Genomic DNA, 25,260 nt, shown 5'->3' on the forward strand with positions numbered 1-25,260 from the left:
AGAGGAAATGCCTGGCATAAAAGTTTTTTATAGTACATTCCTATGACAAAGCGTGACATGTTTATCTGTTATAATAAAAACAACTTATTAAAAATCCGTAAATAAAAAATATAGAGATGAATCATTTTTCGAAGAGGAACTGCGATGAAAGAGATTCTGAAGAAATCGAATTACAAAGCGATTCTGCATTCTAAACGTGCCAATATTTATTATCTTGAGAAATGCCGAGTCATGCAGAAGGATGGACGTGTCGTCTACTTGACTGAAAGCAGCGATGAAAATTTATTCTGGAATATTCCTGTTGCCAATACGACGGTCATTCTTTTGGGGAGCGGCACATCCTTGACCCAGGCAGCTGTCCGGGTGCTTGCTTCTGCAGGTGTCATGATCGGATTTTGCGGGGGCGGTGGTACGCCTCTTTTTGCCGGTACGGATATTGAATGGATGATGCCGCAGAGCGAATATCGTCCGACGGAGTACATGCAGGGGTGGATTTCGTTCTGGATGAATAAAGAAAGACGCCTCGAAACGGCTAGAGACTTCCAAAGAGCCAGATGTGATTTTCTTGAAAAAACATGGGGGAAAGATAGGGATCTGCATGAGGAAAATTTCAATGCGGACGATCCTGAAATCGAAAGAGCATTGGCGGTTTATAGAGGTAAGATAGACAGTGCAAAAGACGTGACGGAATTGTTACTGTCAGAAGCAAAATTCACCAAATCCCTCTATAAATATGCAGCTAAGAGAACCAGACTTCCGGATTTTACCAGGAATCATGACGGTGATGATGAAGCGAACATCTTCCTGAATCATGGAAACTACCTCGCCTATGGTTTGGCAGCTTGTACTCTCTGGGTATTGGGAATTCCGCATGGGTTTGCGGTCATGCACGGTAAAACAAGGCGCGGCGCGCTTGTCTTTGATGTGGCGGACCTGATCAAAGACTCAATTATTCTGCCTTGGAGTTTTATTTCAGCAGCCAGAGGCGATGATGACAAGCATTTCCGTATGACGTGTTTGAATAAATTGACAGAACATAAAGCACTGGATTACATGTTTGAAATCGTCCAACGCAGTAGTTTGAAATATGGGCCGGGTGATTTCCTATGATGGTATTATTGATCAGCCGAAGCACCGGTAAGTCACAGAAAACGGTCCGTACGATCTTGGACAGCTTTGCGGAAAGAATTGGGGATGACGCCTGGCGCACGGTTATAACTTCGGACGGTCTGGAAGCAGTGCGGACTGCGCTTCGGAGAAATGCTACAAAAAATACGGCGGTTTCTTGTCATTGGATCAGATCGAGGGCAAGAAGCGATCTGCTCTGGATTGTCGGTGACAGAAGCCAGTTCAATGATGCAGGCGCTGTACCTGTTAATACGACGAAAAAGAAAATCATCCATTCTGAATGGGAAAACGACTGGCAGTACCTGCCGATTATTAAAGAGCTGGCCGGTCTGGCGGGACTTTTTCACGATTGGGGCAAAGCATCGGATTTCTTTCAAAAGAAGCTGCGCTCAGGAACGAAAGAGCGGGATCCGTTCCGTCACGAATGGATGAGCTGCAAGATGATTGAAGCATGCGTAGAAGCATCAGGCGATTTTGAAGATGATACACCTTGGCTCAAGAAATTCGCTGATGGCACATTTGAAGAAGAAATCGTTTTAAATATCTTGAAAAATGAAGCTAAAGCGGGGAAATCAGATGTAACGAAGTTAAAAAAGCTTCCGCCTGCCGCGGAATGTCTCACGTGGCTGATTCTTTCACATCATAAACTTCCGGATTTAAATAAGGATGACCGGCGCGCTTATGAAGATGAAAAACGAGAAACTTTTTATGAAATGATGAAAAGTTTGAAATCATCATGGGGATACGAAAATGATGATCCGGATTTTGTAGAGAAGCGGCAGGAATGTTTCCGCTTTTCTCATGGGATACTTTGGAACGAAGGAAACATTTGGAAAAAGCATCTGAAGAAATGGACCGGCAGACTTCTTCAGGATTACGATACCTTGAAGCGGATCATGAAAGATCCTGACTATGATCCGGCTTTCCGTGAAATACTGCTTAACGCTCGCCTGGCATTAGTTTTGGGAGACCATTATTTTTCCTCTTTGGATGGCGATGCGAAGCAGGACGACGGGAAGTGGAGCGCGAGAGACCTTTGGGCAAATACCTTTTCTTTCAGGAATAAGAAAAGAAAATCTGAGAAGAACCAGTTTCTGGAGGAGCATATGACGGGCGTTTCAGATCAAGCACTTCGCGTAGCGCATCAGCTGCCTAGATTTGCGGAAGAGATGGAAAAGACGTATGACGTCAAAGCTTTGAAGAAGAGAAGCCCTGGAAAGTTTTCCTGGCAGGATAAGGCGGCTGAGACAATACGAAATTTCCGCAAAGATCGTGGAGAAGATCAGGTATCTTTTGTTGTAAATATTGCAAGTACTGGCTGCGGTAAAACTTTTGCCAATGCAAAAATTATGAGAGCGCTTTCTCCAGGAGGAGATTCCCTGCGTTACATTCTGGCATTAGGACTCCGTACTCTGACACTGCAGACCGGCGATGAGTACAGAGAAAGAATCAAACTCAGCAAAGATGACCTTGCTGTATTGATCGGGTCAAAAGCAGTTCTGGAACTTCACGAAGGAGATAAGGAGCTGGAAGAAAAACGATCAGCAATGGAAGATGAAGACGGCGAAGATATATCTCTCGCTGAAGGGCTTGCTTATGAAGACTCTTTGAACGATGAGCAGCGAGCTTTCATGAATATTTTCTTCAAACCTGCGAGAGGGATCGATGCAGATAAGAACAGTGCTTTCTTGTACAAGCCCGTTCTCGTTGCGACAATCGATCATATGATGGGGGCGACAGAAACAATACGGGGCGGACGCTTCATTCTTCCGATGCTCCGGCTGATGTCCTCTGATTTAGTTATCGATGAAATCGATGATTTTACGCAGAAAGACCTGACTGCCATTTCCCGGCTCGTGCATCTGGCGGGAATGTATGGAAGAAATGTTGTTCTTTCTTCAGCGACAATTCCTCCCGATTTGGCAGAAGGCATGTATAGAGCCTATATAGCCGGTGTGAAATGCAGGAACAGTTTCTTTATTTCCAAGAAACGTGTCAGCGTCGTACTCTGTGATGAATTCCGAACTGAGATGAAGTTTATGAATACAGATGATGATTCCGACTATAGCGCATTTCATCAATCATTCATCGAAAAGCGCGTCGCGAAATTAACACGGCAAATAACAAAGAGGTCAGGATACATAGCAGATTGTGAGGATGAAGACACTGAAGATGCCAAGTCTGATAAGATGCAGTCGTACTTCGAAAGCATCCGGAAACAGGTTGTCCGTCTTTCCAAAGAAAATTTCGTTGTAGACGAGAAGACAGGCAAAAAAGTATCTATTGGTGTTGTTCGTATGGCAAATATTGATCCATGTGTAAAAGTCAGCTTGTACCTACTGCAGAATACGGATTGGGATAAAGATGATATAACACCGCGCATTATGACCTATCACAGCCGGCAGATTTTGCTGCTTCGTCATGAGCAGGAAAAGTATTTGGATAGTGTATTGAAGAGGAAAACGCTGTATGGAGAGCCTGTTGACATCAAGGATCCGGTTCTCCGAAAACATATTGATCAAGCAACAACAGATTATGTCGTTTTCATTATTGTTGCAACGCCTGTAGAAGAAGTAGGACGGGATCACGATCTCGATTGGTCAGTGATTGAGCCTTCGTCGTATCGCTCGATTATCCAGCTTGCCGGACGAGTCCTTCGTCATAGAATCATGAGCGAAAATATTGAGAAGGAAAATATAGCCGTCATGCGATGGAATCTAAGAGGATTAAATGGAAAGGCACCTGCCTTTATATATCCAGGCTATGAAAGTGGAAAGAATAAGCTGGAAAGTCATGATCTTAAAGGTATTTTGAAAGAGGATGTTTTAAAGAGGATTGATTCCATTCCGCGTATTAGAAAAGAGGACCCGCTAACCTGGAGAACGAATTTAATTGATCTCGAGCAGAAAGCGATGGAAGATTTCAACGATAAAGAAAGCAGCGGAGCCAAAGCGGTCAATGGATGGATCCGGGAATATTGGTGGATGACAGCATTGCCGCAGCGTTTGAACCGATTCAGAGAAAAAACGTATCCAGATGTACGCCTGACCGCATTGTTTGAAGATAATAAGATCAAGTTTTCTGAGTATATAGATAGGGAATTTGTTTCAGTAGGAAGGAAAAGAAGCATTGAAGCGTTTCCAAAATTTAAGGAGGGGATCGAGAAAAACTTATGGCTGAAGAGGGATTATAAAGAAGCATTGAAACGTTATGTAAATGATTCAGATTTCAGGCAGGAAGAAGAAATTCTTTTTGAAAAGTCTGAGAAGTATGGAGAAATTATCATACCTGACAATTTAGAAAAAGAATGGTTTTATTCTGACCAATTCGGATTATTCTCGAAAACGAGTGTTTAAGAAGGAAGGGAAGGGAGAAATTTGGGAGAAATTGCGGAATTTCTTGAAAGTAGAGCAGTCGCTAAGAAAATTGTCGAAGACCGCAAGAAACTACCAGACGGTTTTCTAGATGAAGAAGCCAGGCGTGTTAAGATAGGCGTCTGGGTACGCGATCTCTTAGAGAAGCAAATATCTAAATACACATTAGCAACACATGTGGGAAGATTTGCTAATCCTGACAGTACTGTGCATCTCTATGTAGAGAGCAAAGAGAGGCCTGACGGATATTTGACAACGGAAAATACACAATGTGAGACGGATATCGTGTATCCGAATGCCAATATCATGACAGCGGCCATGCTTCTCTTGTATAAAATGGAAGACGGACAGTCTATATTGGAACACATTCTGAACCAGGATGGAAAAGCCGATGAACTGAAGCTTTATGGAATTGACTCGGAGAAATTGTATCAGCAATTTAAGGACCTTAAGACAGGAACCAGGGGATTTACAGATAAGAATTTAAGGCAGGTCTATTTCCCAATAAGTGAAGGAGAATATCATCTTTTGACAGTAATGCCAAGCACTAGTGAATTGGGAACATTGTTTGATAAGCTGAACATCATTAGAAGAGAATTCTCTGCTGCAAGGGATCCTAAAGATCCTAATTATGGGAAGGACTGCAGCAATGTCTGGGATAAGACGGTCATCACCTTCGGCGGGACAAAGCCGCAGAACATTAGTGGGCTTAACATGCTGCATCATGGGGAAGGATATCTGGTTTCATCACTTCCGCCTGTTTTGAATGAACGGGATTTAATTCTTCCAAAGAGGAATTTCTTTAAAGAATCCGTTCCGTATTCCGAATACAGATCTTTCGTATCACGTTTGCATGCATTATTTAAAATCAATTGGAATAATGCAGGTATTAGAGAGAAGAGAGATCGGATCCTTGGGGGAATCATTGATACGGCCATGATGACTGCCGGAAGAATCCGTGAAGAGAATCCTTCTGGCTGGAGTGATGATGAAAAGTACAATGGGCTTCCACGTTTTCAGAAAATCTGGCTCGACAATGCATACGAAAGTGAAAGAGAAGGAGACGCGTGGGTAGAAGCTGTCAGCAAGGATTTCGCGCGCTGGATTATTCGTACATATGAAAAAATTGAACGAGACGAAAAGGTAACTCTCGGAGATGCAGAGACGGATTACTTCAGAAACACCATTTATGATCAGCTGCGTGAGGAGGTGAGACTGGGATTATGAGTACATATCTTGTGATTAGGAAAATGCAGATTCATAACGCAAATGCAATGAGCAGTACATATACGATCGGAGTTCCGGCTATGACAGCATGGCTGGGAGCTGTCCATGCTTTAGAAAGAAAAGTTCGCGGTCTGAATCAGAAAAAGAGAGAAGATACTGATTTTTCAGAGATCCATTTCACAGGTGTCGCAGTCAGCTTTCATAAAACAAGGCTGCATGTGTTTAAAGGAGCGTATGGGAATGCTGTTGTTAATACGGCGAATCCATTAATTAAAAAGGGAGCTGACTGGGAAAGGCCACCTACGATTGAGGAACCGCACATTGACCTTTCGGCTTCCATCTTAATCGAGATCGATGGACTGGATCCTGATGATAAAGATGCCATTCTTGAAAAAGTACAGAGCGAAATCTGGCGGATGAAAATCGCTGGCGGTGATATCAACAGGATACAAAGTATGAGCATACAGTATACCGATGTAGATGATCCAGCAACAATCCGCAGAGTAAGAGGTATGCTCATGCCAGGATATGTCATCATTGAAAGACGGGATATCCTTAAGCAGGAAATGGAAAATGGCACTAACGGTCTTGATGCGCTTCTTGATTATACGAAAGTCAATATGAGCGCAAGGAAAGATGAAAATGGGAAAATTACGGGATGGAATCTTTCGAGAAAAGGCACAGGCTGGATCATCCCGATCTCTGTAGGTTTTAAGGGATTGTCACCACTGGGAATCTGCAGAAATCAGCGTGATAAAGAAACGCAGCATCGGTTTGCTGAAAGTGTCGTAACACTCGGTGAATTCCGTATGCCGTATCATTTCGATTCAATTGACGATATGATGTGGCGGTATGCTTATGATGAAAATCAGGAATTATATCTTTGCAGAAATCAGAAAATTTAATTAGGGAGGAATGTAAAATGGCAAAAAAAGGTGAAGTACTCGCATTCGAAAAGAAACTGGTTGTATCTGACGGCTATATGTATGGAACGACATGGGAAGACAGAAGCGGCAAAGCTGTTCCAGTCAGACTTCAGGAAAAATCAGTTCGCGGCACAATTTCTAATCGTCTGAAAGGTGCTGTAAAAAATGATCCGGCTAAACTGAATGAAGAAATTCAGAAAGCAAACCTGCAGACTGTCGACAGCGCTTCTTTGACGATGGATGAAGATACATTGAAACTTGAATTCACTGTCAAAGTACTCTCTGGCGTTCAGTATCCTTCGGCGTGCAATGATCCAAAACATTATGAAAGCATCAAAAAAATGGGAGAAGATTTCATTGCAGAAAATGGATTCAAAGAACTGTCTCGCCGCTATGCGCTGAACCTTGCAAATGGCCGTTTCCTTTGGAGAAACCGTGTCGGCGCAGAAAAAATTGAAGTCCATGTTGTCGCGCTGAAAGAAGATGGCGTGGAAAAAGAATGGATCTTTGATGCATACGATTTCTCTCTGAAAGATTTCGGTGACACATCTGACGATGTAGAAGAACTTGCAGGTCTCATTGCTGAGGCACTTTGCGGAGAAAGAAACTATCTCCTCTTGAAAGTCACTGCATTTGCCTTCGAAGGACAGGGACAGGAAGTATACCCCAGCGAAGAAATGATCCTGAACAAAGATAAAGTGGAAGGCAGAGAAAAGAAGAGCAAAATCCTTTATCAGGTAAATGATATCGCAGCTATGCATTCACAGAAGCTTGGCAACGCTATCCGTGCTATCGATACCTGGTATCCGAGCTTTGATGAAGTAGAAACCGGACCAATTGCTGTTGAACCATACGGCGCCGTAACAAACATGGGCATGGCTTACAGAACACCGAAAGAAAAGAAAGACTTCTACACACTCTTTGATGATTACTCAAATGGCGTAGATCTTGATTCCGATGATGACAAAAACTATGTCATGGCAGTCCTGGTACGCGGCGGTGTCTTTGGCAAGAACGATGAAGAGTAATTTATTATGATGAAATACTATCAAGAAATTACATTGATTCCGGATGCTGAAATTCCGCCGGATTTCCTCTGGACAAAAGTCTATGCACAGATCCATTTGGCATTCGCCGACCGGGAAAATATAGATCATAAACAAATCTATGGAGTCTCATTTCCTGAATATGCTGATGAATCTATGGGAGAAAAGGCAAGAGTTTTTGCACCGGAAGAAGCAGATCTGAAAAAACTGGATCTGAAAAAAGCACTGAGACGATTGAGTGATTACGTTCATATCACAAGCATTCGTGAAGTACCGGAGTCCAAAGTCAAAGGGTATGTAAAATTCGCAAGATACCAGCCGGACAGCTCCATTGCCAGAAAAGCCCGTAGATATGCAAAAAGGCATCCTGAAGTTACCGAGAAAGCAGCTTTCAAGATGCTGAAACAAAGAGAAGAAAAGTATGACCTTCCCTTCATTCAGTTAAAGAGCTTATCTACAGGGCAAACCTTCAATCTTTTCGTCAAAAAAGAAGAAAAGAAAGAAGAAGGCCAGGGCGGATTTACAACTTACGGGCTGAGCAAGGGTGCAGCAGTACCCGAATTTTGACCCAAATAAAAAAGGCTTCGGAAAAAGAGCGATAAAATCTAACTTTTTTCGAAGCCCCCTTTTAAAAGGGTTTTGCATCACGTAATTCCGGATGGTATGATAGAATCTAAGAAATCTCTATGCACATGCATAGATCACTGCCGCATAGGCAGCTTAGAAATGTTCTGGATTACAGCATTTTTCTGCCGCTCTGATCACTGCCGCATAGGCAGCTTAGAAATCAATCCTGTCCGCCGGAATGAAAATCATGGGGATCACTGCCGCATAGGCAGCTTAGAAAATGCACTGATGAAAAAGCAGAGTATTGGTTCCGATCACTGCCGCATAGGCAGCTTAGAAAGAACATGAAAAAGCTTATATCTTTATCATAGTGATCACTGCCGCATAGGCAGCTTAGAAATTTTTTCGTAGTGCACACTGAATCGCGAAGGAGATCACTGCCGCATAGGCAGCTTAGAAATCAATAGACACACCCTATACATTATTTACAGGGATCACTGCCGCATAGGCAGCTTAGAAATAATGATACAAATAATAAATAACAGAAGCTTTGATCACTGCCGCATAGGCAGCTTAGAAAAGGTTTGTTTCTGTTGCATTACCTGCATTTACGATCACTGCCGCATAGGCAGCTTAGAAAGTCTTCATCAGGCTCCGAAGAAAAATTTACAAAGATCACTGCCGCATAGGCAGCTTAGAAATTTCTGACACTAAACGTGCCATTGATTCATAAGATCACTGCCGCATAGGCAGCTTAGAAAATTGAAATTCACCTCACCAGATATATACAATAGATCACTGCCGCATAGGCAGCTTAGAAACCGCCATCTGGCAGCGCACAGGACACGACGGGGATCACTGCCGCATAGGCAGCTTAGAAAATTCACCGCCTTTCGAAAAAAATTTCAAAAAAGATCACTGCCGCATAGGCAGCTTAGAAAAACATCTGACGCTGATTTGAAAGAAATGCCAAGATCACTGCCGCATAGGCAGCTTAGAAATACCCTTGTCGTTTTCATCACTGGCCTCCTGCCGATCACTGCCGCATAGGCAGCTTAGAAATAATGACGGCTACAGCCCATCCGCCGGTGACTGATCACTGCCGCATAGGCAGCTTAGAAATACAAAATGGACTACCAAAGTCAATTTTATTTGATCACTGCCGCATAGGCAGCTTAGAAACAAACTTGAGGAGGCCAGGGAAGCCATCGAGGGATCACTGCCGCATAGGCAGCTTAGAAAGTCTTCATCAGGCTCCGAAGAAAAATTTACAAAGATCACTGCCGCATAGGCAGCTTAGAAATTTCTGACACTAAACGTGCCATTGATTCATAAGATCACTGCCGCATAGGCAGCTTAGAAAATTGAAATTCACCTCACCAGATATATACAATAGATCACTGCCGCATAGGCAGCTTAGAAACCGCCATCTGGCAGCGCACAGGACACGACGGGGATCACTGCCGCATAGGCAGCTTAGAAAATTCACCGCCTTTCGAAAAAAATTTCAAAAAAGATCACTGCCGCATAGGCAGCTTAGAAACGAAGAGTAAAATCAGAAAGGATGATTCAAAAGATCACTGCCGCATAGGCAGCTTAGAAATACCCTTGTCGTTTTCATCACTGGCCTCCTGCCGATCACTGCCGCATAGGCAGCTTAGAAATAATGACGGCTACAGCCCATCCGCCGGTGACTGATCACTGCCGCATAGGCAGCTTAGAAATACAAAATGGACTACCAAAGTCAATTTTATTTGATCACTGCCGCATAGGCAGCTTAGAAACAAACTTGAGGAGGCCAGGGAAGCCATCGAGGGATCACTGCCGCATAGGCAGCTTAGAAAGTCTTCATCAGGCTCCGAAGAAAAATTTACAAAGATCACTGCCGCATAGGCAGCTTAGAAATTTCTGACACTAAACGTGCCATTGATTCATAAGATCACTGCCGCATAGGCAGCTTAGAAAATTGAAATTCACCTCACCAGATATATACAATAGATCACTGCCGCATAGGCAGCTTAGAAACCGCCATCTGGCAGCGCACAGGACACGACGGGGATCACTGCCGCATAGGCAGCTTAGAAAATTCACCGCCTTTCGAAAAAAATTTCAAAAAAGATCACTGCCGCATAGGCAGCTTAGAAACGAAGAGTAAAATCAGAAAGGATGATTCAAAAGATCACTGCCGCATAGGCAGCTTAGAAATACCCTTGTCGTTTTCATCACTGGCCTCCTGCCGATCACTGCCGCATAGGCAGCTTAGAAATAATGACGGCTACAGCCCATCCGCCGGTGACTGATCACTGCCGCATAGGCAGCTTAGAAATACAAAATGGACTACCAAAGTCAATTTTATTTGATCACTGCCGCATAGGCAGCTTAGAAACAAACTTGAGGAGGCCAGGGAAGCCATCGAGGGATCACTGCCGCATAGGCAGCTTAGAAAGTCTTCATCAGGCTCCGAAGAAAAATTTACAAAGATCACTGCCGCATAGGCAGCTTAGAAATTTCTGACACTAAACGTGCCATTGATTCATAAGATCACTGCCGCATAGGCAGCTTAGAAAATTGAAATTCACCTCACCAGATATATACAATAGATCACTGCCGCATAGGCAGCTTAGAAACCGCCATCTGGCAGCGCACAGGACACGACGGGGATCACTGCCGCATAGGCAGCTTAGAAATATCCGCATCCTTTTATGCGATGAAGTAGACCGATCACTGCCGCATAGGCAGCTTAGAAATACGACGCCCAGGATGGCACAAAGCGGTATGTGATCACTGCCGCATAGGCAGCTTAGAAAGGCTTTGTATGGTTCTTCTGTGCAGGCAGAAGGATCACTGCCGCATAGGCAGCTTAGAAATAAAGAAACCTTCATTTCATTCCATTCCAGATTGATCACTGCCGCATAGGCAGCTTAGAAATAAGAAGGATTCCTGCCTCTACACGAAGCCTTGATCACTGCCGCATAGGCAGCTTAGAAAAATTTCCTGAAAATCAAGTCCATCATTCAGCAGATCACTGCCGCATAGGCAGCTTAGAAAGCTCCTTGCGAGTTCCTGCAGATCCTGTCCTTCGATCACTGCCGCATAGGCAGCTTAGAAAATTTACCTACACTTTAGGAAGCGGCCGTATGGGATCACTGCCGCATAGGCAGCTTAGAAAATCTGAACTTAATTTTACTCCGACAGCAGTTCGATCACTGCCGCATAGGCAGCTTAGAAATGCGAAATGCTGCCGTTAAGTCTACAGTAGTTGATCACTGCCGCATAGGCAGCTTAGAAATCACTATACTAAAAAACAATCGGTTATCTGTTGATCACTGCCGCATAGGCAGCTTAGAAATGAAAGCTTCTGCAAATCTTTGAGATTGAGTTGATCACTGCCGCATAGGCAGCTTAGAAATTTATGCTTGTATTGTATCACAGTAATTTTTGGATCACTGCCGCATAGGCAGCTTAGAAAACACAAACCCATACTTTTCAGATTTCTGTACTGATCACTGCCGCATAGGCAGCTTAGAAATGGAATACAGCGCCGCGGACACCAAAGAAAAAGATCACTGCCGCATAGGCAGCTTAGAAAATTACCAGGGAGGATTTCTGGCCGTGGAAAACGATCACTGCCGCATAGGCAGCTTAGAAAGCCGATACGCCCCCGGCTGTCACATACTATGTGATCACTGCCGCATAGGCAGCTTAGAAATGGACGGCTACGGACCGGCTACGACATGTGAGGATCACTGCCGCATAGGCAGCTTAGAAAATTTGGTAGAAATTTGGTAGAAGTTTGGTAGAGATCACTGCCGCATAGGCAGCTTAGAAAGCAGTCATTGAACATGACAGTCAATAATAACAGATCACTGCCGCATAGGCAGCTTAGAAATGCGTACTGCCTCATAACTTCCACCCCCTTTAGATCACTGCCGCATAGGCAGCTTAGAAAACATTTTCTCACACACCGGCGAAACTTCAACTGATCACTGCCGCATAGGCAGCTTAGAAATAAATTGGCGTTAGCTGCTACCTAAATTGGCGGATCACTGCCGCATAGGCAGCTTAGAAAAGACACACACCGGATTACAATATTTAATTTTCGATCACTGCCGCATAGGCAGCTTAGAAAAATAATAAAAAGCAAGTGCGCTATTCTGTCCAGGATCACTGCCGCATAGGCAGCTTAGAAAATATACTTTGGGAAATATAGATAGCAGAAAGCGATCACTGCCGCATAGGCAGCTTAGAAAAGTTCACGAAAGCATAACCGGCACCGTTTAACGATCACTGCCGCATAGGCAGCTTAGAAAGACTATCACATAGCACAATGTGATATTAAAAGGATCACTGCCGCATAGGCAGCTTAGAAATTATAAAGGGCCTCCGCGCAGCTCCGGATTTCGATCACTGCCGCATAGGCAGCTTAGAAAAACCCAGCGCAGCCGCATGCGTAGAAAATCAAGATCACTGCCGCATAGGCAGCTTAGAAATGTACCCTTTGTCATTGGCCGCATCGGCTATAGATCACTGCCGCATAGGCAGCTTAGAAATCCGATGAATGGTCAAACGGGTTGCAATCATGGATCACTGCCGCATAGGCAGCTTAGAAATTTGGCCACTGTTCTGCGGTAAGAGTTTTCATGATCACTGCCGCATAGGCAGCTTAGAAATTGGGAAAGCAGGCTGACAGCAATGTTGTAAAGATCACTGCCGCATAGGCAGCTTAGAAAAGGAGCCTCGTGGCGTGGGTGTGCCGGAAAGTGATCACTGCCGCATAGGCAGCTTAGAAATGCAGGCTGATACGGCCATAAATAAGCAGGTCGATCACTGCCGCATAGGCAGCTTAGAAACGGACAAAGACGGCGCCTATAGGTTTGTGCCGGATCACTGCCGCATAGGCAGCTTAGAAAAATACAAGCGCCAGCGGACTGCTTAACAGTTCGATCACTGCCGCATAGGCAGCTTAGAAAACGGTCTTGGGGCTCAATCCATACAAGAGTGCGATCACTGCCGCATAGGCAGCTTAGAAATTTCGGAGAATTTCATTTCCCTTCTGTGTCAGGATCACTGCCGCATAGGCAGCTTAGAAAATCAAATACACTTAAAATCATGTGATACTCGGGATCACTGCCGCATAGGCAGCTTAGAAAAAAGGCATCAATTCTGTTACTACCACGCAGACGATCACTGCCGCATAGGCAGCTTAGAAAGACACCAGCAGAAATTCGTGAGGCCGCAGAGTGATCACTGCCGCATAGGCAGCTTAGAAAATGCATGGTAGACCGCAGAGAAGGTGACCTCCCGATCACTGCCGCATAGGCAGCTTAGAAAATGGCATGAAAGAGCTGAACATGCACCATACGGATCACTGCCGCATAGGCAGCTTAGAAATTATCAAGCAAAAACACTGGCAGGAGGCCAATGATCACTGCCGCATAGGCAGCTTAGAAATATAAAAAGTCGGATGTTATTCATGATTCTATTGATCACTGCCGCATAGGCAGCTTAGAAACACATGTGCCCGCGGCCGCCCGGGTTCGTTGCGGATCACTGCCGCATAGGCAGCTTAGAAACTGTCTGCATTGCGCAGGCGGCCCTTGAATCAGATCACTGCCGCATAGGCAGCTTAGAAACGCGTGTGCTCAAATCCGCTGGAATCATATCCCGATCACTGCCGCATAGGCAGCTTAGAAATGGCAATAAACAAATAATGATAATAATAACAGGATCACTGCCGCATAGGCAGCTTAGAAACTGTCTGCATTGCGCAGGCGGCCCTTGAATCAGATCACTGCCGCATAGGCAGCTTAGAAACGCGTGTGCTCAAATCCGCTGGAATCATATCCCGATCACTGCCGCATAGGCAGCTTAGAAATGGCAATAAACAAATAATGATAATAATAACAGGATCACTGCCGCATAGGCAGCTTAGAAAATAACTTCTCCCACACCGGCGCGCTTTCGACAGATCACTGCCGCATAGGCAGCTTAGAAATCAAAAAAGTACGCCGGGGGCAGGGAAACGCGGATCACTGCCGCATAGGCAGCTTAGAAAATGTAAGACTGCCATGCCTTGTTCACCTTATCGATCACTGCCGCATAGGCAGCTTAGAAAATCAAGTGTGACGGCGATGGAACCGCTATTCCGATCACTGCCGCATAGGCAGCTTAGAAATTTCATGGATTTGCGAATGTTGCCGGACTCTAGATCACTGCCGCATAGGCAGCTTAGAAATTCCTGCCTGCATCGTTTCCGGGATGTGTATAGATCACTGCCGCATAGGCAGCTTAGAAATGCAATGATGATGCAGATTGCAATGACTCCGAGATCACTGCCGCATAGGCAGCTTAGAAATGTATTCTACGGTGATTACTCCGGCCTCTACGTGATCACTGCCGCATAGGCAGCTTAGAAAATAACCGGCATGTACGATATAGATAAATTGCTGATCACTGCCGCATAGGCAGCTTAGAAACAGTTGACATAAAAGACTATGAAACGGATTTTGATCACTGCCGCATAGGCAGCTTAGAAATTATCTCTGATACCATAACAAATCATATCAACGATCACTGCCGCATAGGCAGCTTAGAAATGTTTTGGAAGTCCCAGACACGCCAATCATCTGATCACTGCCGCATAGGCAGCTTAGAAATAAAGATAGTTTAGGTGCTACCTAAAGATATAGATCACTGCCGCATAGGCAGCTTAGAAAGCGTGCCATCTCACCACTCCTTTATTGTGTACGATCACTGCCGCATAGGCAGCTTAGAAACACCTGACGCCTTTATCCCTCATTGCCTGCCTGATCACTGCCGCATAGGCAGCTTAGAAAACGGACATGAACAACTCCTGCGCCGCCTTTGTGATCACTGCCGCATAGGCAGCTTAGAAACCTTTCAAATAAGGTTCATGTAGTCTTCTTTGGATCACTGCCGCATAGGCAGCTTAGAAAATAATGCGGTAATGTCTCCATTCTGGTTCCGCGATCACTGCCGCATAGGCAGCTTAGAAACATGTTCCATAGCCGTCTTTCTCAAAGTCCTTGATCACTGCCGCATAGGCAGCTTAGAAATCGAACGCACCTTTTCAACCGTTCGGCTTTTCGATCACTGCCGCATAGGCAGCTTAGAAACTGGAGGATGCCATTCGTGATTGGTGCGTACTGGATCACTGCCGCATAGGCAGCTTAGAAAGTCAGGTCCGGCGTGAGATCGGACGGAAGAAAAGATCACTGCCGCATAGGCAGCTTAGAAACTATTTACAAGGTCATCACGGGTGACGAGAATGATCACTGCCGCATAGGCAGCTTAGAAATGCATGGTGCGATACACCAGTTCTTCCATGCAGGATCACTGCCGCATAGGCAGCTTAGAAATCCTTCACATGAATCACAATCAGCTGGCCGGGGATCACTGCCGCATAGGCAGCTTAGAAAACGTGAGATTTCCTTTTCTCCACGTGCGATTCAATCATTGCCGAGACAACAGAAAAACCATACAACCAGCCTGACGGCTGTACGAACTACAACTCATCCGACGGCTCCGCCGCCACCTTCCCTAAAGGGCAAGGTCAAAACCACTTAAACCTCGCTTCGCTCGAGAAAAACAGCACTGCCGCACAGGCAGCTCATGTTTCTCTTTGAAAGGTTCACTTTGCTGAATCTTTCTTTTTTTATTTCTTTTTTGACGTTTCTTCAAAAAAATCTTTTGTTAGGCTCTTGAAGTAGACAGGATTTGTCATTGTAAAAATTATACTGATAGTAGAGGGGAGAGTGGGTGTCTGGGATGCGGGAAGGCATCCCATAGATGTGTCTGCTGGAATGGAGTGAGCATGATGGATTCGGTGGGAAGGATTACTCTGGCTGCCAGGAAGGGGCGGGGGAAGGATGCGGCGAAGGAGGTTTATATCGCTGCGTTTCCGGTCCTTCGCGCGCGTTTCTTTGAACGGTGCAAGGCGGCGCATATGACGGGGAATGCTGTCATGAACAGGATGGCGGAGGAGTACTTGTCGGATCTTGCGGCCGGGCGGGACCGGTCGCGTGAGCTTTTGTCACTGGTGGAAGGAGTGAAGGAAAGGATGGAGCAGCAGGGGGCGTCGGGTTCGCTTTTGACGGAGCGTTTCATTGCGCGTGTGCCAGCTTCGGTGAAGGATCGTCTGGCAGAGAACTGCGAGCATTACGGATGCTCGGTGAATGCGATGCTGAATGCTTTCATGTGCTGGTATGCGGTGAAGGGGGAGACTCTTTCGAAGGATACGAAGGAAATCCGCGGAGTGGAAAAGGGTGTAGTCACGAGTTTCAAGACTTCGTATGCGCTGAAGAAGAAGTTCATGTACCTTTGCCGGGCCAATGGGAGCGATGCGCGCTCGACGATCCTTGCTTTCATCGACGAGTACGGGCGTCATCCGGAGATGGTGGAGTCTGGTCTGCCGGCTCTTTCTTTTGAAATCGTGAAGGACTGCGCGGCAAGGGTGGAGATGCCTGAGTCTTCTCGTGATCTTCTGAAGGAAACGTGCAGCCAGGCGGGATTTGCGGTATCGAATGTGCTGACGGCTTTTATGGCGCTTTATGTGAAGTGGTATGGGAAGGATCATCAGGAAATGATGAAAAAGCTGGACAGCGCTAAGAATCCGTCGTCTTCGGATACGTCGCAGATGACGTTCTTCATTCTGGAAAGGGACAAGGAGGAGTTCGGGCGGATCTGCAAGGCGATGGGAAGGTCGCAGCGGGAGGTCCTGAATGATCTGGCGGCGTCGTTCGTGAAGAAGGGAAATGCGGATGGATTCAGCCCCGTCGCCATGGGCAGGGAAGGCTCGGCGATGGCAGCATTCCGCATGAATAAGGAGCTCAAGCGTGATTTCAAGAAAGCATGCCTGGATCTTTACCTGACGCCGACGGCAGTCCTGAATCATCTGGTGAGAAGGTTCATAGCAGAACACAAGTAAACCTGTTTTCCCCTAAGCAAAAAGGCTGCGGCGAAATGTGCAATCATTTCGCCACAGTCTTTTTATTATTGTCATTATTGTCTTTAGTCTTCTGCGAGAACTTCTTTCATGATGGAGACTGCTTTTTCAAGGTCTTCTTCAGGAATGTTGAGCGCAGGGAGGAGACGGATTTTTTCTTTCGCTGTCAGTACGACGACACCTTTTTCAAGGAGTTTGGGAACGATAGTGGAAACGTCTTTTTCTGGCTCGATGCCCCACATGAGGCCCATGCCTGCTACGGATTTGACGCCTTTGGCACCTTCGAAGCTTTCTTTGATGAATTTGCCTTTTTCAGCGACGGAATCAAGGAGCTTGTCATCGATGTGATCAAGGATGGCGAGGGCGCCTGCGCAGACGATCGGGTTGCCGCCGAAGGTGGAGCCGTGGGTGCCGCTGGAGAGGACGTCCTTTGTCTTTTCGCCGAAGAGGGTAGCTCCGATCGGAAGGCCGCCGCCCAGGCCTTTGGCAGTGGAGATGATGTCCGGGGTGACGTCGTAGTTCATGTAGCCGTAGAGTTTTCCTGTACGGCCATTTCCTGTCTGTACTTCGTCGACGACGAGGAGGATGTCATGTTCCTTGGCATAAGCGCCGACGCCTTCGAAGAAGTCTTTATCGAGGGGATGGACGCCGCCTTCGCCCTGGATAGGTTCTACCATGACGGCGCAGATTTCCGGATGGGCTTCGCAGAGTTTGATGAAGGCATCGAGGTCATTGGCCGGTGTGTAGAGGAATCCTTCTGTCAGGGGGAAGAAGTTCTGATGGAATACGTCCTGGCCGGTTGCAGCGAGGGTGGTGATGGTACGGCCGTGGAAGCTGTTGATCAGGGTGACGATGGTGGTTCTGTCCTTGCCGTACTTGTCGATGGAGTATTTTCTGGCTCCCTTGATGGCGCATTCATTGGCTTCAGCGCCGGAGTTGGAGAAGAATACGTCCTTCATGCCTGTCTTTTCGCAGAGCGCCTGTGCCAGGTCTGTCTGGGGCATGGTGTAGAAAAGGTTGGATACATGGTTCAGGGTATGGAGCTGCTTGGTGACGGCTTCGATCCAGGGTTCATAGGAAATGCCGAGGACGTCGACGCCGATGCCGGTGCCCATGTCGATGTATTCTTTGCCTTTGTCGTCATAGAGGTGGGATCCTTCTCCCTTGACGAAGCATACGGGGTATCTGTTGTAAGTGTGGGTGATGTAGGTCTTGTCTTTTTCAAATGTATTCATGGGTCTGGCTCCTTTTCTGTATTCGATCAGGCGGAGAACATGGTTCCGAGTCCTTCGTCGGTTAAGAGTTCGATGAGGAGAGCGTGCGGGATCTCTCCATTGATGATGAAGACTTTCTTGACGCCGCCTTTGATGGCGTCGGTGCATCCGTCGACTTTGGGGATCATGCCGCCTGCGATGGTGCCGTCTTTCTTGAGGGCTTCCGTCTCTTCGACGGTGAGGGACTTGATGAGGCTGCAGGGGTTGTCCTTGTCCTTGAGGACGCCGTCGATGTTGCTCATGAAGACGAGACATTCGGCGTTCAGGGCAGCTGCGATTTCAGTGGCTGCTGTGTCGGCGTTGATATTGTGCGGCTGTCCTTTGTCGTCGATGCCGACGGAGGAAATGACGGGGATGTAGCCGCCTGCGAGGAGGTTGTCGATGATGCCTTTATTGACGGCGTCGATTTCTCCTACAAGGCCGAGGGCCGGGTCCTTGGTGTGGACGTGAATAAGGTTGCCGTCTATACCGCAGAGGCCGGCTGCCTTTCCGCCAAGGGCGGTGAGTTCAGCGACAAGGCCTTTATTGATCTTACCGGCAAGGACCATCTGCACGACTTCCATGGTGTCTTCGTTCGTGACTCGGAGGCCGTTCACGAAGTGGGACTCGATGTGGAGGGCATCCAGCATATGGTTGATATCAGGGCCGCCTCCATGGACGAGGATGACATTGACGCCGACGAGGCGGAGGAGAAGGATGTCCTGCATGACGGATTTCTTCAGTTCCGGATCGGTCATTGCATTTCCGCCGTACTTGGCAACGACGTATTTTCCTGCGTATTCTTTGATGTACGGGATCGCCTGGGTGAGGATCTCGGCGCGTACTGCATTAGTTGCCTGGTTCATGGTAAGTCTCCTTTTCGGGGTATAAAGAGGGCTCCCTCCTTATGGAAGGAGCCGCTTTTGCTTAGAGGACAAGGCCGGTCTCTGCCGGGAAGCCGAGCATGATGTTCATGCATTCGATGGCAGCTCCGGAAGCGCCTTTGCCGAGGTTGTCAAAAGAGGCGAGGACGAGAATGCGGTCGTCGTTTCCTGCGATGTAGATGGTGAGGCTGTCTTTGCCGGCATCCTTGTTCGCATTGAGGAAGAGGCCGTTCGTTTCGTCGGTGGTAAGGTCAGAAATTTTGACGATATTGGAACCTTTGTAGCAGCGTTTGTAGATTTCATGGAAATCGTCGATGTCGACGGATCCGGGAAGTCCGCAGGGGAGCTGCAGGAAATGGGTGTGGAAGCCGATGGTGACCTGCATGCCGGCCACATAGTCGGCTACGATTGGTGAAAAGATCGGTTCTTCGCAGAGTTTGCAGACTTTCATGATTTCCGGAAGGTGCTTGTGCTTCTGGGAGAGTCCGTACTGGCGGGGAGCCTTGAGTTCTTCTCTCATGTTTTCTTCGTAGTCCTTGATCATGGATTTGCCGCCGCCGCTGTATCCGGTGAGGGAGAAGCAGTGGAGGGGGTAATTGATCGGGAGGACGCCGGCTTTGACGAGCGGGTAGAGGATGGAAATGACGCCGGATGCGTGGCAGCCCGGGACTGCGACTTTATCCGCTTTGGCGATGGCGTCTTTCTGCTGCTCGGAAAGTTCAGGGAATCCGTAGACCCAGTCCTCTTTCGTCCGGTGGGCAGTGGAGGTGTCGAGGATGCGGATGCCTGTGCCTTCGGTGGCTTTGACGATTTCCCTGGATGCATCATCCGGAAGGCAGAGGAACATGATGTCGGCTTCCTTGGCAAAGGAAACGATGGTGTCGATGTCCTTTTTCTTGTCTTCGGGAAGGGAAAGAAGGTCGATGTCTTTTCTGCCGGACAGGCGGTCGTGCAGGCGGAGGCCCGTGGTTCCTGATTCTCCGACGATAAAGACTTTTGGCAGTGATTTCTGTGTCATGATACTCATCCTTCTTTCTTATTCATGAATGGGATACTCGGCAAATGAGGCGACCATCACGGCTTTGATGGTCGGGAGTCTGTTGGCGGCTTCCTGGAAGGCCAGAGAGAACGGCGCTTCGAAGACGTCGTCTGTGACTTCGATGCCGTCGAGGCCGAATCTTTCGTAGATGTCCTTGCCGACTTTTGTCTCGGTATTGTGGAAGGCCGGGAGGCAGTGGCAGAAGACGGTGTCCGGATTTCCGGTGTTCTTGATCATGTCCATCGTGATGCGGTATGGCATGAAGAGTTTGATGCGTTCGCCCCAGAGTTCGTAGGGGTCGCCCATGGTGACCCAGACTCCGGTGTAGATGACGTCGAGGCCTTTGACGCCTTCTACGGGATCGTCGGTGAAGGTGAAGGTCGCGCCAGTCTTCTCAGCGATTTTCTGGCATTTGGCGAGGAAATCGTCTTCAGGGAAGAACTGGGCGGGTCCGATGATGCGGAAGTCCATGCCTGCAAGGGCTGCGCCTGCCATGAGGGCGTGCGCCATATTGGACTGTCCGTGTCCGACGTAAGCGAAGGAGAGTTCATTCAGAGGTTTATTGAAATGTTCCTTCAGTGTCAGGAAATTGGCGAGGGTCTGTGTCGGGTGGTCGTAGTCGGTGAGGCCGTTCCAGACGGGAACGCCTGCCTTGGCTGCGAGTTCTTCGACAGCGGACTGCTTGAAGCCTCTGTATTCGATTCCATCGAACATGGATGCGAGGACGCGGGCGGTGTCGGCAATGGATTCTTTCTTGCCGATCTGGCTGCCTGTCGGTCCGAGGTATGTGGTGAATGCGCGCTGGTCTCTGGCAGCGACTTCGAATGCACAGCGGGTTCGTGTGGAATCTTTTTCGAAGATGAGGGCAAAGTTCTTTCCCTTCAGTGTCTGGATTTCCTTGCCTTCTTTCTTGTCTTTCTTAAGAGCGGCTGCGAGGTCCAGGTAGTATGCGAATTCTTCGGGTGTGTAGTCGGTCATGCTCAGGAACGGTTTATTGAGTAAGCTTTTCATGATATACCTCTCAGAGGGAAATGTTCTTTCGAACGGGATTATTCTTTGGCTAAAGTTTCGAGGCAGGCGCCTGCTTCCATGATGATGCCCAGTGGAAGGATGGATTCGTCTAGAGCGAAGCTTGCATTGTGCAGGGCAGGAGTTCCTTCCTTGCCGGTGCCGAGCCAGAGGAAGGCGCCGGGGAATTTTTCAAGGTAGTAGGAGAAGTCTTCTGCACACATGGACGGGAATTCCGGATGGGTGATGTGTTCCTTGCCGATGTAGGTCTTGGCAACTTCATCGAGGAAGTCAATCTTTTCCGGTGTATTGATCGTGGCGCTGTGGCCGCGTACGTAGTTCAGTTCGGAATGGGTGCCAAACGTGTAGTCGAGCCCTTTGAGGAGTTCTCCCAGACGCTGTTCCATCTTGTCGCGGAGGGCCGGGGTGTACGTACGGACGGTACCTTCGAGGTAAGCATCTTCGACGCCTACGTTGTAGCGGGTGCCTGCATTCATGAGGCCGATGGTGCATACGACATTTTCCATCGGGTTCATCTCACGGGAGATGAGTGTCTGCACGTCGATGATGAAGTGGGCAGCGGCTACGAGAGCATCCGTGCCATTGTGCGGCTGCGCTGCGTGGGTGGATTTCCCTTTGACGTGGACGTAGAAACGATCGGATGCTGCCATGAGATTTCCTTTTTTCAGTCCGACCTGCCCGACGGGAAGTTCAGGCCATACGTGGAGGCCGTAGATTTCTTCGATGTCATCGAGCTTGCCGGAAGCGGCGATGTGGCGTCCGCCCCCGATGGAAGCTTCTTCTTCAGCCGGCTGGAATACGAGCTTCACTGTGCCGTGGAGCTGGCTCTTCATGGACTGGAGGACAGCGGCAGCGCCGAGAAGGATGGACATGTGGCCGTCGTGGCCGCATGCGTGCATGACGCCTTTGTTTTTCGAAGCAAAGGGCAGGCCTGTCAATTCGGTGACGGGGAGGGCATCCATGTCGGCTCTGAGGGCTACGGTCTTGCCGGGAAGATCGCCTTTGATAGTCCCAAGGACTGCCGTCCCGAAGAAGCCTGTTTCAAAGGGGATGCCGAGTTCAGTGAGGACCTGCTGGATATAAAGGGAAGTCTCTTTTTCTTCTCCGGACACTTCAGGATATTCATGGAAGTGTCGTCTCCATCCCACCACCTTTGGCAGGATCTGCGATGTTTTTTCCTTGACTTCCTTTTCGTACATTCCGAGGACCTCTTTTCTATGGCATAAATGCATGTTTATGCAATATTGCATAAACGATATTCGGCGGATATGTGGATTATTTCCATCAAATCTCAATTTTTGAAGAAATATAAAAATCCGCACGTTTTTGGATTGAAATAATAATAATACAACTTTTAGAATAAATATTCAATAAGTTACATAAATATTTTTTGAAAAATTTTTTGAGAGCGCATTCGGACCATGAAGTATAATAGAAAGGAATAAATACAGGCAGCCTGCCGGTCAGGCTCTGGCAAGGGGGGATCATGATGAATCAGCCGCGCGGCTCTCGCGGCTCTATTAATAAGAAAAATATAATAAAGAAGGCAGTGCTTCTTTCCATGGGAGGGGCTCTCTTGATGCCGATTTCTTCCGGCGCAGAAGAGGTATATTCGCTTCCGGAGATGGTTGTGACGGCAGAAAAGATGCCAGTCGAATCGAAGAAGGAACCGCAGGCGGTCCAGGTCGTCGATCAGAAGGAAATCGAAAGCCTTGGCGCGGTGAATGCGACGCAGGCCCTGGAGCTTGTGACGGGAATCAACCTTTCAAGCGGGAAGGCCGGCAGCACGGCTTCCATGGGCGGCACGCAGGTGATGCTCCGCGGCATGAATACGAATCAGGTGCTGATCCTTGTTGACGGCAGGCGCATGGCGGATGAGGATACGAGCCAGACAAAGAATGCCTACCTTCTTTCAAGGATTCCTCTTTCCACGATCGACAAGATCGAAGTCGTGAGGGGTCCGTCGGGTGCGATGTACGGCTCAGACGGCATGGGCGGCGTCATCAATATCATCACGAAGAAGCCGGACAAGGAAGAAACGGTGCTCGGCTTCCACACGGGGGAGGCGGAGTGGGGCGAGGACCTCCGCTATACGACTGGGAAACTCGGCCGCTGGAATTCCTCCTTCCATTACAGCACGGCAAAGGTGCGCCCTCTTTCCTACAGGAACCAGGGGACGGATGAACGCGGCATCATAACGGACGGCTGGGATGTGCCGGGCTATGGCAGAAGACAGGAAATCGGGCTCGATACGGTCTATGATTTCGAGAACAGGAACGAGAACAAGGTGCGCTTCGGCGTGAATTACTTCGACGAATCGATGCTGACGCGCTTTGCTGACGGCGGCATGCAGATGGGCTGGCTGTACCTGCCGCTCCAGAAGGATGACAGGAGCCGCATCGACCGTCATGAGACGGACACGTTCCTAACGTATACAGGAAAGACGGACAGAAATGAATACGAAGGCAGCGTTTCCTACAGCCGCCTTACGAAGAATTCGAAGACGAGCAATGACCGTCCTGATTTTACGGGCATCCTTCCGCCATTCGTGAATTCCATGCTGGACACGTTGTACCCTGCCAGCGATTACGACAAGGCGGAGTACACGGAGTGGGCGCTTTCCGGAAAGGACACGATGACCTTTGACAAGCACCGCGTGACGTACGGCGGGGATTACCGCATGACGTCGTACACGGGGACGCGCCTCGGCGAAGGAAAGGAAGAAGAAGGGCACAGCATCGAGAATGCGGCGCTCTATGTGACGGATTTCTGGACGATGGGCGGGGGCGTGACGCTGACACCATCCTTCCGCATGGAGCATAACAACCGCTTCGGTGATTACGGCGTGCCAAGACTGGGCGCGACATGGGAGCTGGATCCCCATAACAGGATCAAGGCAGACTATGGCGCCGGATACCGCGCGCCGACAGTTTCGGAAATGTACCTCAATCTCAATCATTTCGCTTACCGCATTTACGGCAATCCCGATCTTTCTCCGGAGAAATCCCGCTCCCTCGATCTTTCATATGAATGGGAATTGGGAAATCTCAAGGGCAAGGTGACCTGGTTCAAGAACCGCGTGAAGAACCTGATCGACATCGTGCAGGTGAGCGATGCCGTCTACCATTATGAAAACGTGAACCGCGCCGACATCGAGGGCGTGGAGACAGAGCTTTCCGCGCTGATGGGAAGCCGCTGGAACTGGCGACTTTCGCATGTGTACCTCGATGCCGAGAACAAGACGGACGGCACGATGCTCGACAACCGCGCGCGCCATACGGTGACGGCCGCTCTTTTCTATGATGATCATGATGATTACGGCTGGTCGGGCGCCATCTGGGATACCTTCCAGGACCACTACCGCTTTGATGATGAAGCGTATACATTCCAGACGCTGAACACGTCCATCCGGAAACGCTGGGACGACTGGTCCATGACGGCGGGCGTCTATAACTGGTTCGACAAGAAAGTGGACGACCTTTACGTCCATGGAAGAGAATGGTTCACAGGCATGCAGGTCAGACTGTAAGCGGGGTATTATAAAGAGGCTGTTATATAGAGAGCTGCGGGAATGCGATGCATTTCCTGCGGCTTTTTCTTTGCATGAATGCATTTCCTGAATGGGAAAGCGGCGGATACTCCCGTTTCGCTTCTATGACAATCTGTATGAAATGGAATAGTATTTCGGTAATTATGTGGTATATCCAGCCATTTTCAAGAAATATTTCTGATTTTGAGGGATTATAGATAAAAGTGTACTCTTTTTCTAAAAAATATTGACTATTTTTGATATTTTCTGAAATATTTTACTTTTAATTGAAA

The 25,260-nt window shown here is 47.9% G+C and carries 13 protein-coding genes and 1 CRISPR repeat array; of the genes, 8 read left to right on the forward strand and 5 right to left on the reverse strand.

The genetic code is table 11. The annotated features are described in order from the left end of the window. The first annotated feature begins 144 nt into the window (after window positions 1–144). The 7 genes from cas1f (at window position 145) to Dia5BBH33_RS01185 (ending at window position 17,215) form a co-directional block, all read left to right on the forward strand. Window positions 145–1,110: a type I-F CRISPR-associated endonuclease Cas1f gene (gene cas1f, locus Dia5BBH33_RS01155; RefSeq protein WP_022381802.1), complete on the forward strand. Its 966-nt coding sequence runs from the start codon at window positions 145–147 to the stop codon at window positions 1,108–1,110. Beyond that, entirely contained in the window at window positions 1,107–4,484 is a 3,378-nt protein-coding gene (cas3f, locus tag Dia5BBH33_RS01160) for a type I-F CRISPR-associated helicase Cas3f (RefSeq protein ID WP_143332191.1), read from the forward strand. The genes cas1f and cas3f overlap by 4 nt, the downstream gene beginning before the upstream one ends. Window positions 4,485–4,505: 21 nt before the next feature. Beyond that, window positions 4,506–5,729: a type I-F CRISPR-associated protein Csy1 gene (locus tag Dia5BBH33_RS01165; RefSeq protein ID WP_143332192.1), complete on the forward strand. Its 1,224-nt coding sequence runs from the start codon at window positions 4,506–4,508 to the stop codon at window positions 5,727–5,729. Between the two features lie 11 nt (window positions 5,730–5,740). Then, window positions 5,741–6,634: a type I-F CRISPR-associated protein Csy2 gene (gene csy2 / locus Dia5BBH33_RS01170; RefSeq protein ID WP_232518066.1), complete on the forward strand. Its 894-nt coding sequence runs from the start codon at window positions 5,741–5,743 to the stop codon at window positions 6,632–6,634. 17 nt (window positions 6,635–6,651) lie between these two features. Continuing rightward, complete coding sequence (csy3, locus tag Dia5BBH33_RS01175; RefSeq protein WP_022381643.1) at window positions 6,652–7,683, forward strand: type I-F CRISPR-associated protein Csy3; 1,032 nt, start codon at window positions 6,652–6,654, stop codon at window positions 7,681–7,683. A gap of 6 nt (window positions 7,684–7,689) precedes the next feature. Beyond that, window positions 7,690–8,268 carry a type I-F CRISPR-associated endoribonuclease Cas6/Csy4 gene (gene cas6f / locus Dia5BBH33_RS01180; protein WP_022381644.1) on the forward strand — a complete coding sequence of 193 codons (579 nt, stop codon included), beginning with the start codon at window positions 7,690–7,692 and terminating at the stop codon, window positions 8,266–8,268. Between the two features lie 132 nt (window positions 8,269–8,400). Further along, window positions 8,401–15,707: direct repeats of the CRISPR family, unit length 28 nt; unit sequence GATCACTGCCGCATAGGCAGCTTAGAAA. Window positions 15,708–16,102: 395 nt separating this feature from the next. Next, window positions 16,103–17,215 (forward strand): hypothetical protein, encoded by a 1,113-nt coding sequence (locus Dia5BBH33_RS01185; protein ID WP_143332193.1) that lies wholly within the window; start codon window positions 16,103–16,105, stop codon window positions 17,213–17,215. Between the two features lie 83 nt (window positions 17,216–17,298). On the opposite strand, the gene Dia5BBH33_RS01190 is transcribed toward Dia5BBH33_RS01185, so the two are convergent. The 5 genes from Dia5BBH33_RS01190 to Dia5BBH33_RS01210 form a co-directional block, all read right to left on the reverse strand. Beyond that, on the reverse strand, window positions 17,299–18,468 hold the full coding sequence (locus Dia5BBH33_RS01190) for an aspartate aminotransferase family protein (protein WP_143332194.1): 1,170 nt from the start codon (window positions 18,466–18,468) through the stop codon (window positions 17,299–17,301). A 26-nt stretch (window positions 18,469–18,494) separates the two neighbouring features. Next, entirely contained in the window at window positions 18,495–19,352 is an 858-nt protein-coding gene (argB, locus tag Dia5BBH33_RS01195) for an acetylglutamate kinase (protein ID WP_022382402.1), read from the reverse strand. A 61-nt stretch (window positions 19,353–19,413) separates the two neighbouring features. Further along, on the reverse strand, window positions 19,414–20,388 hold the full coding sequence (gene argC / locus Dia5BBH33_RS01200; RefSeq protein WP_143332195.1) for an N-acetyl-gamma-glutamyl-phosphate reductase: 975 nt from the start codon (window positions 20,386–20,388) through the stop codon (window positions 19,414–19,416). An 18-nt stretch (window positions 20,389–20,406) separates the two neighbouring features. Next, complete coding sequence (gene argF / locus Dia5BBH33_RS01205) at window positions 20,407–21,420, reverse strand: ornithine carbamoyltransferase (protein WP_143332196.1); 1,014 nt, start codon at window positions 21,418–21,420, stop codon at window positions 20,407–20,409. A 38-nt stretch (window positions 21,421–21,458) separates the two neighbouring features. Next, window positions 21,459–22,637 (reverse strand): M20 metallopeptidase family protein, encoded by a 1,179-nt coding sequence (locus tag Dia5BBH33_RS01210; RefSeq protein WP_143332197.1) that lies wholly within the window; start codon window positions 22,635–22,637, stop codon window positions 21,459–21,461. A 287-nt stretch (window positions 22,638–22,924) separates the two neighbouring features. Here Dia5BBH33_RS01210 and Dia5BBH33_RS01215 point away from each other — a divergent pair, with 287 nt between their 5' ends. Beyond that, the gene (locus tag Dia5BBH33_RS01215; RefSeq protein WP_143332198.1) at window positions 22,925–24,967 is read left to right on the forward strand and encodes a TonB-dependent receptor plug domain-containing protein; all 2,043 of its coding nucleotides are present in this window, start codon (window positions 22,925–22,927) and stop codon (window positions 24,965–24,967) included. The last annotated feature ends 293 nt before the right edge of the window (window positions 24,968–25,260 follow it).

Source organism: Dialister hominis (genome assembly GCF_007164725.1).
GTDB lineage: Bacteria > Bacillota > Negativicutes > Veillonellales > Dialisteraceae > Dialister > Dialister hominis.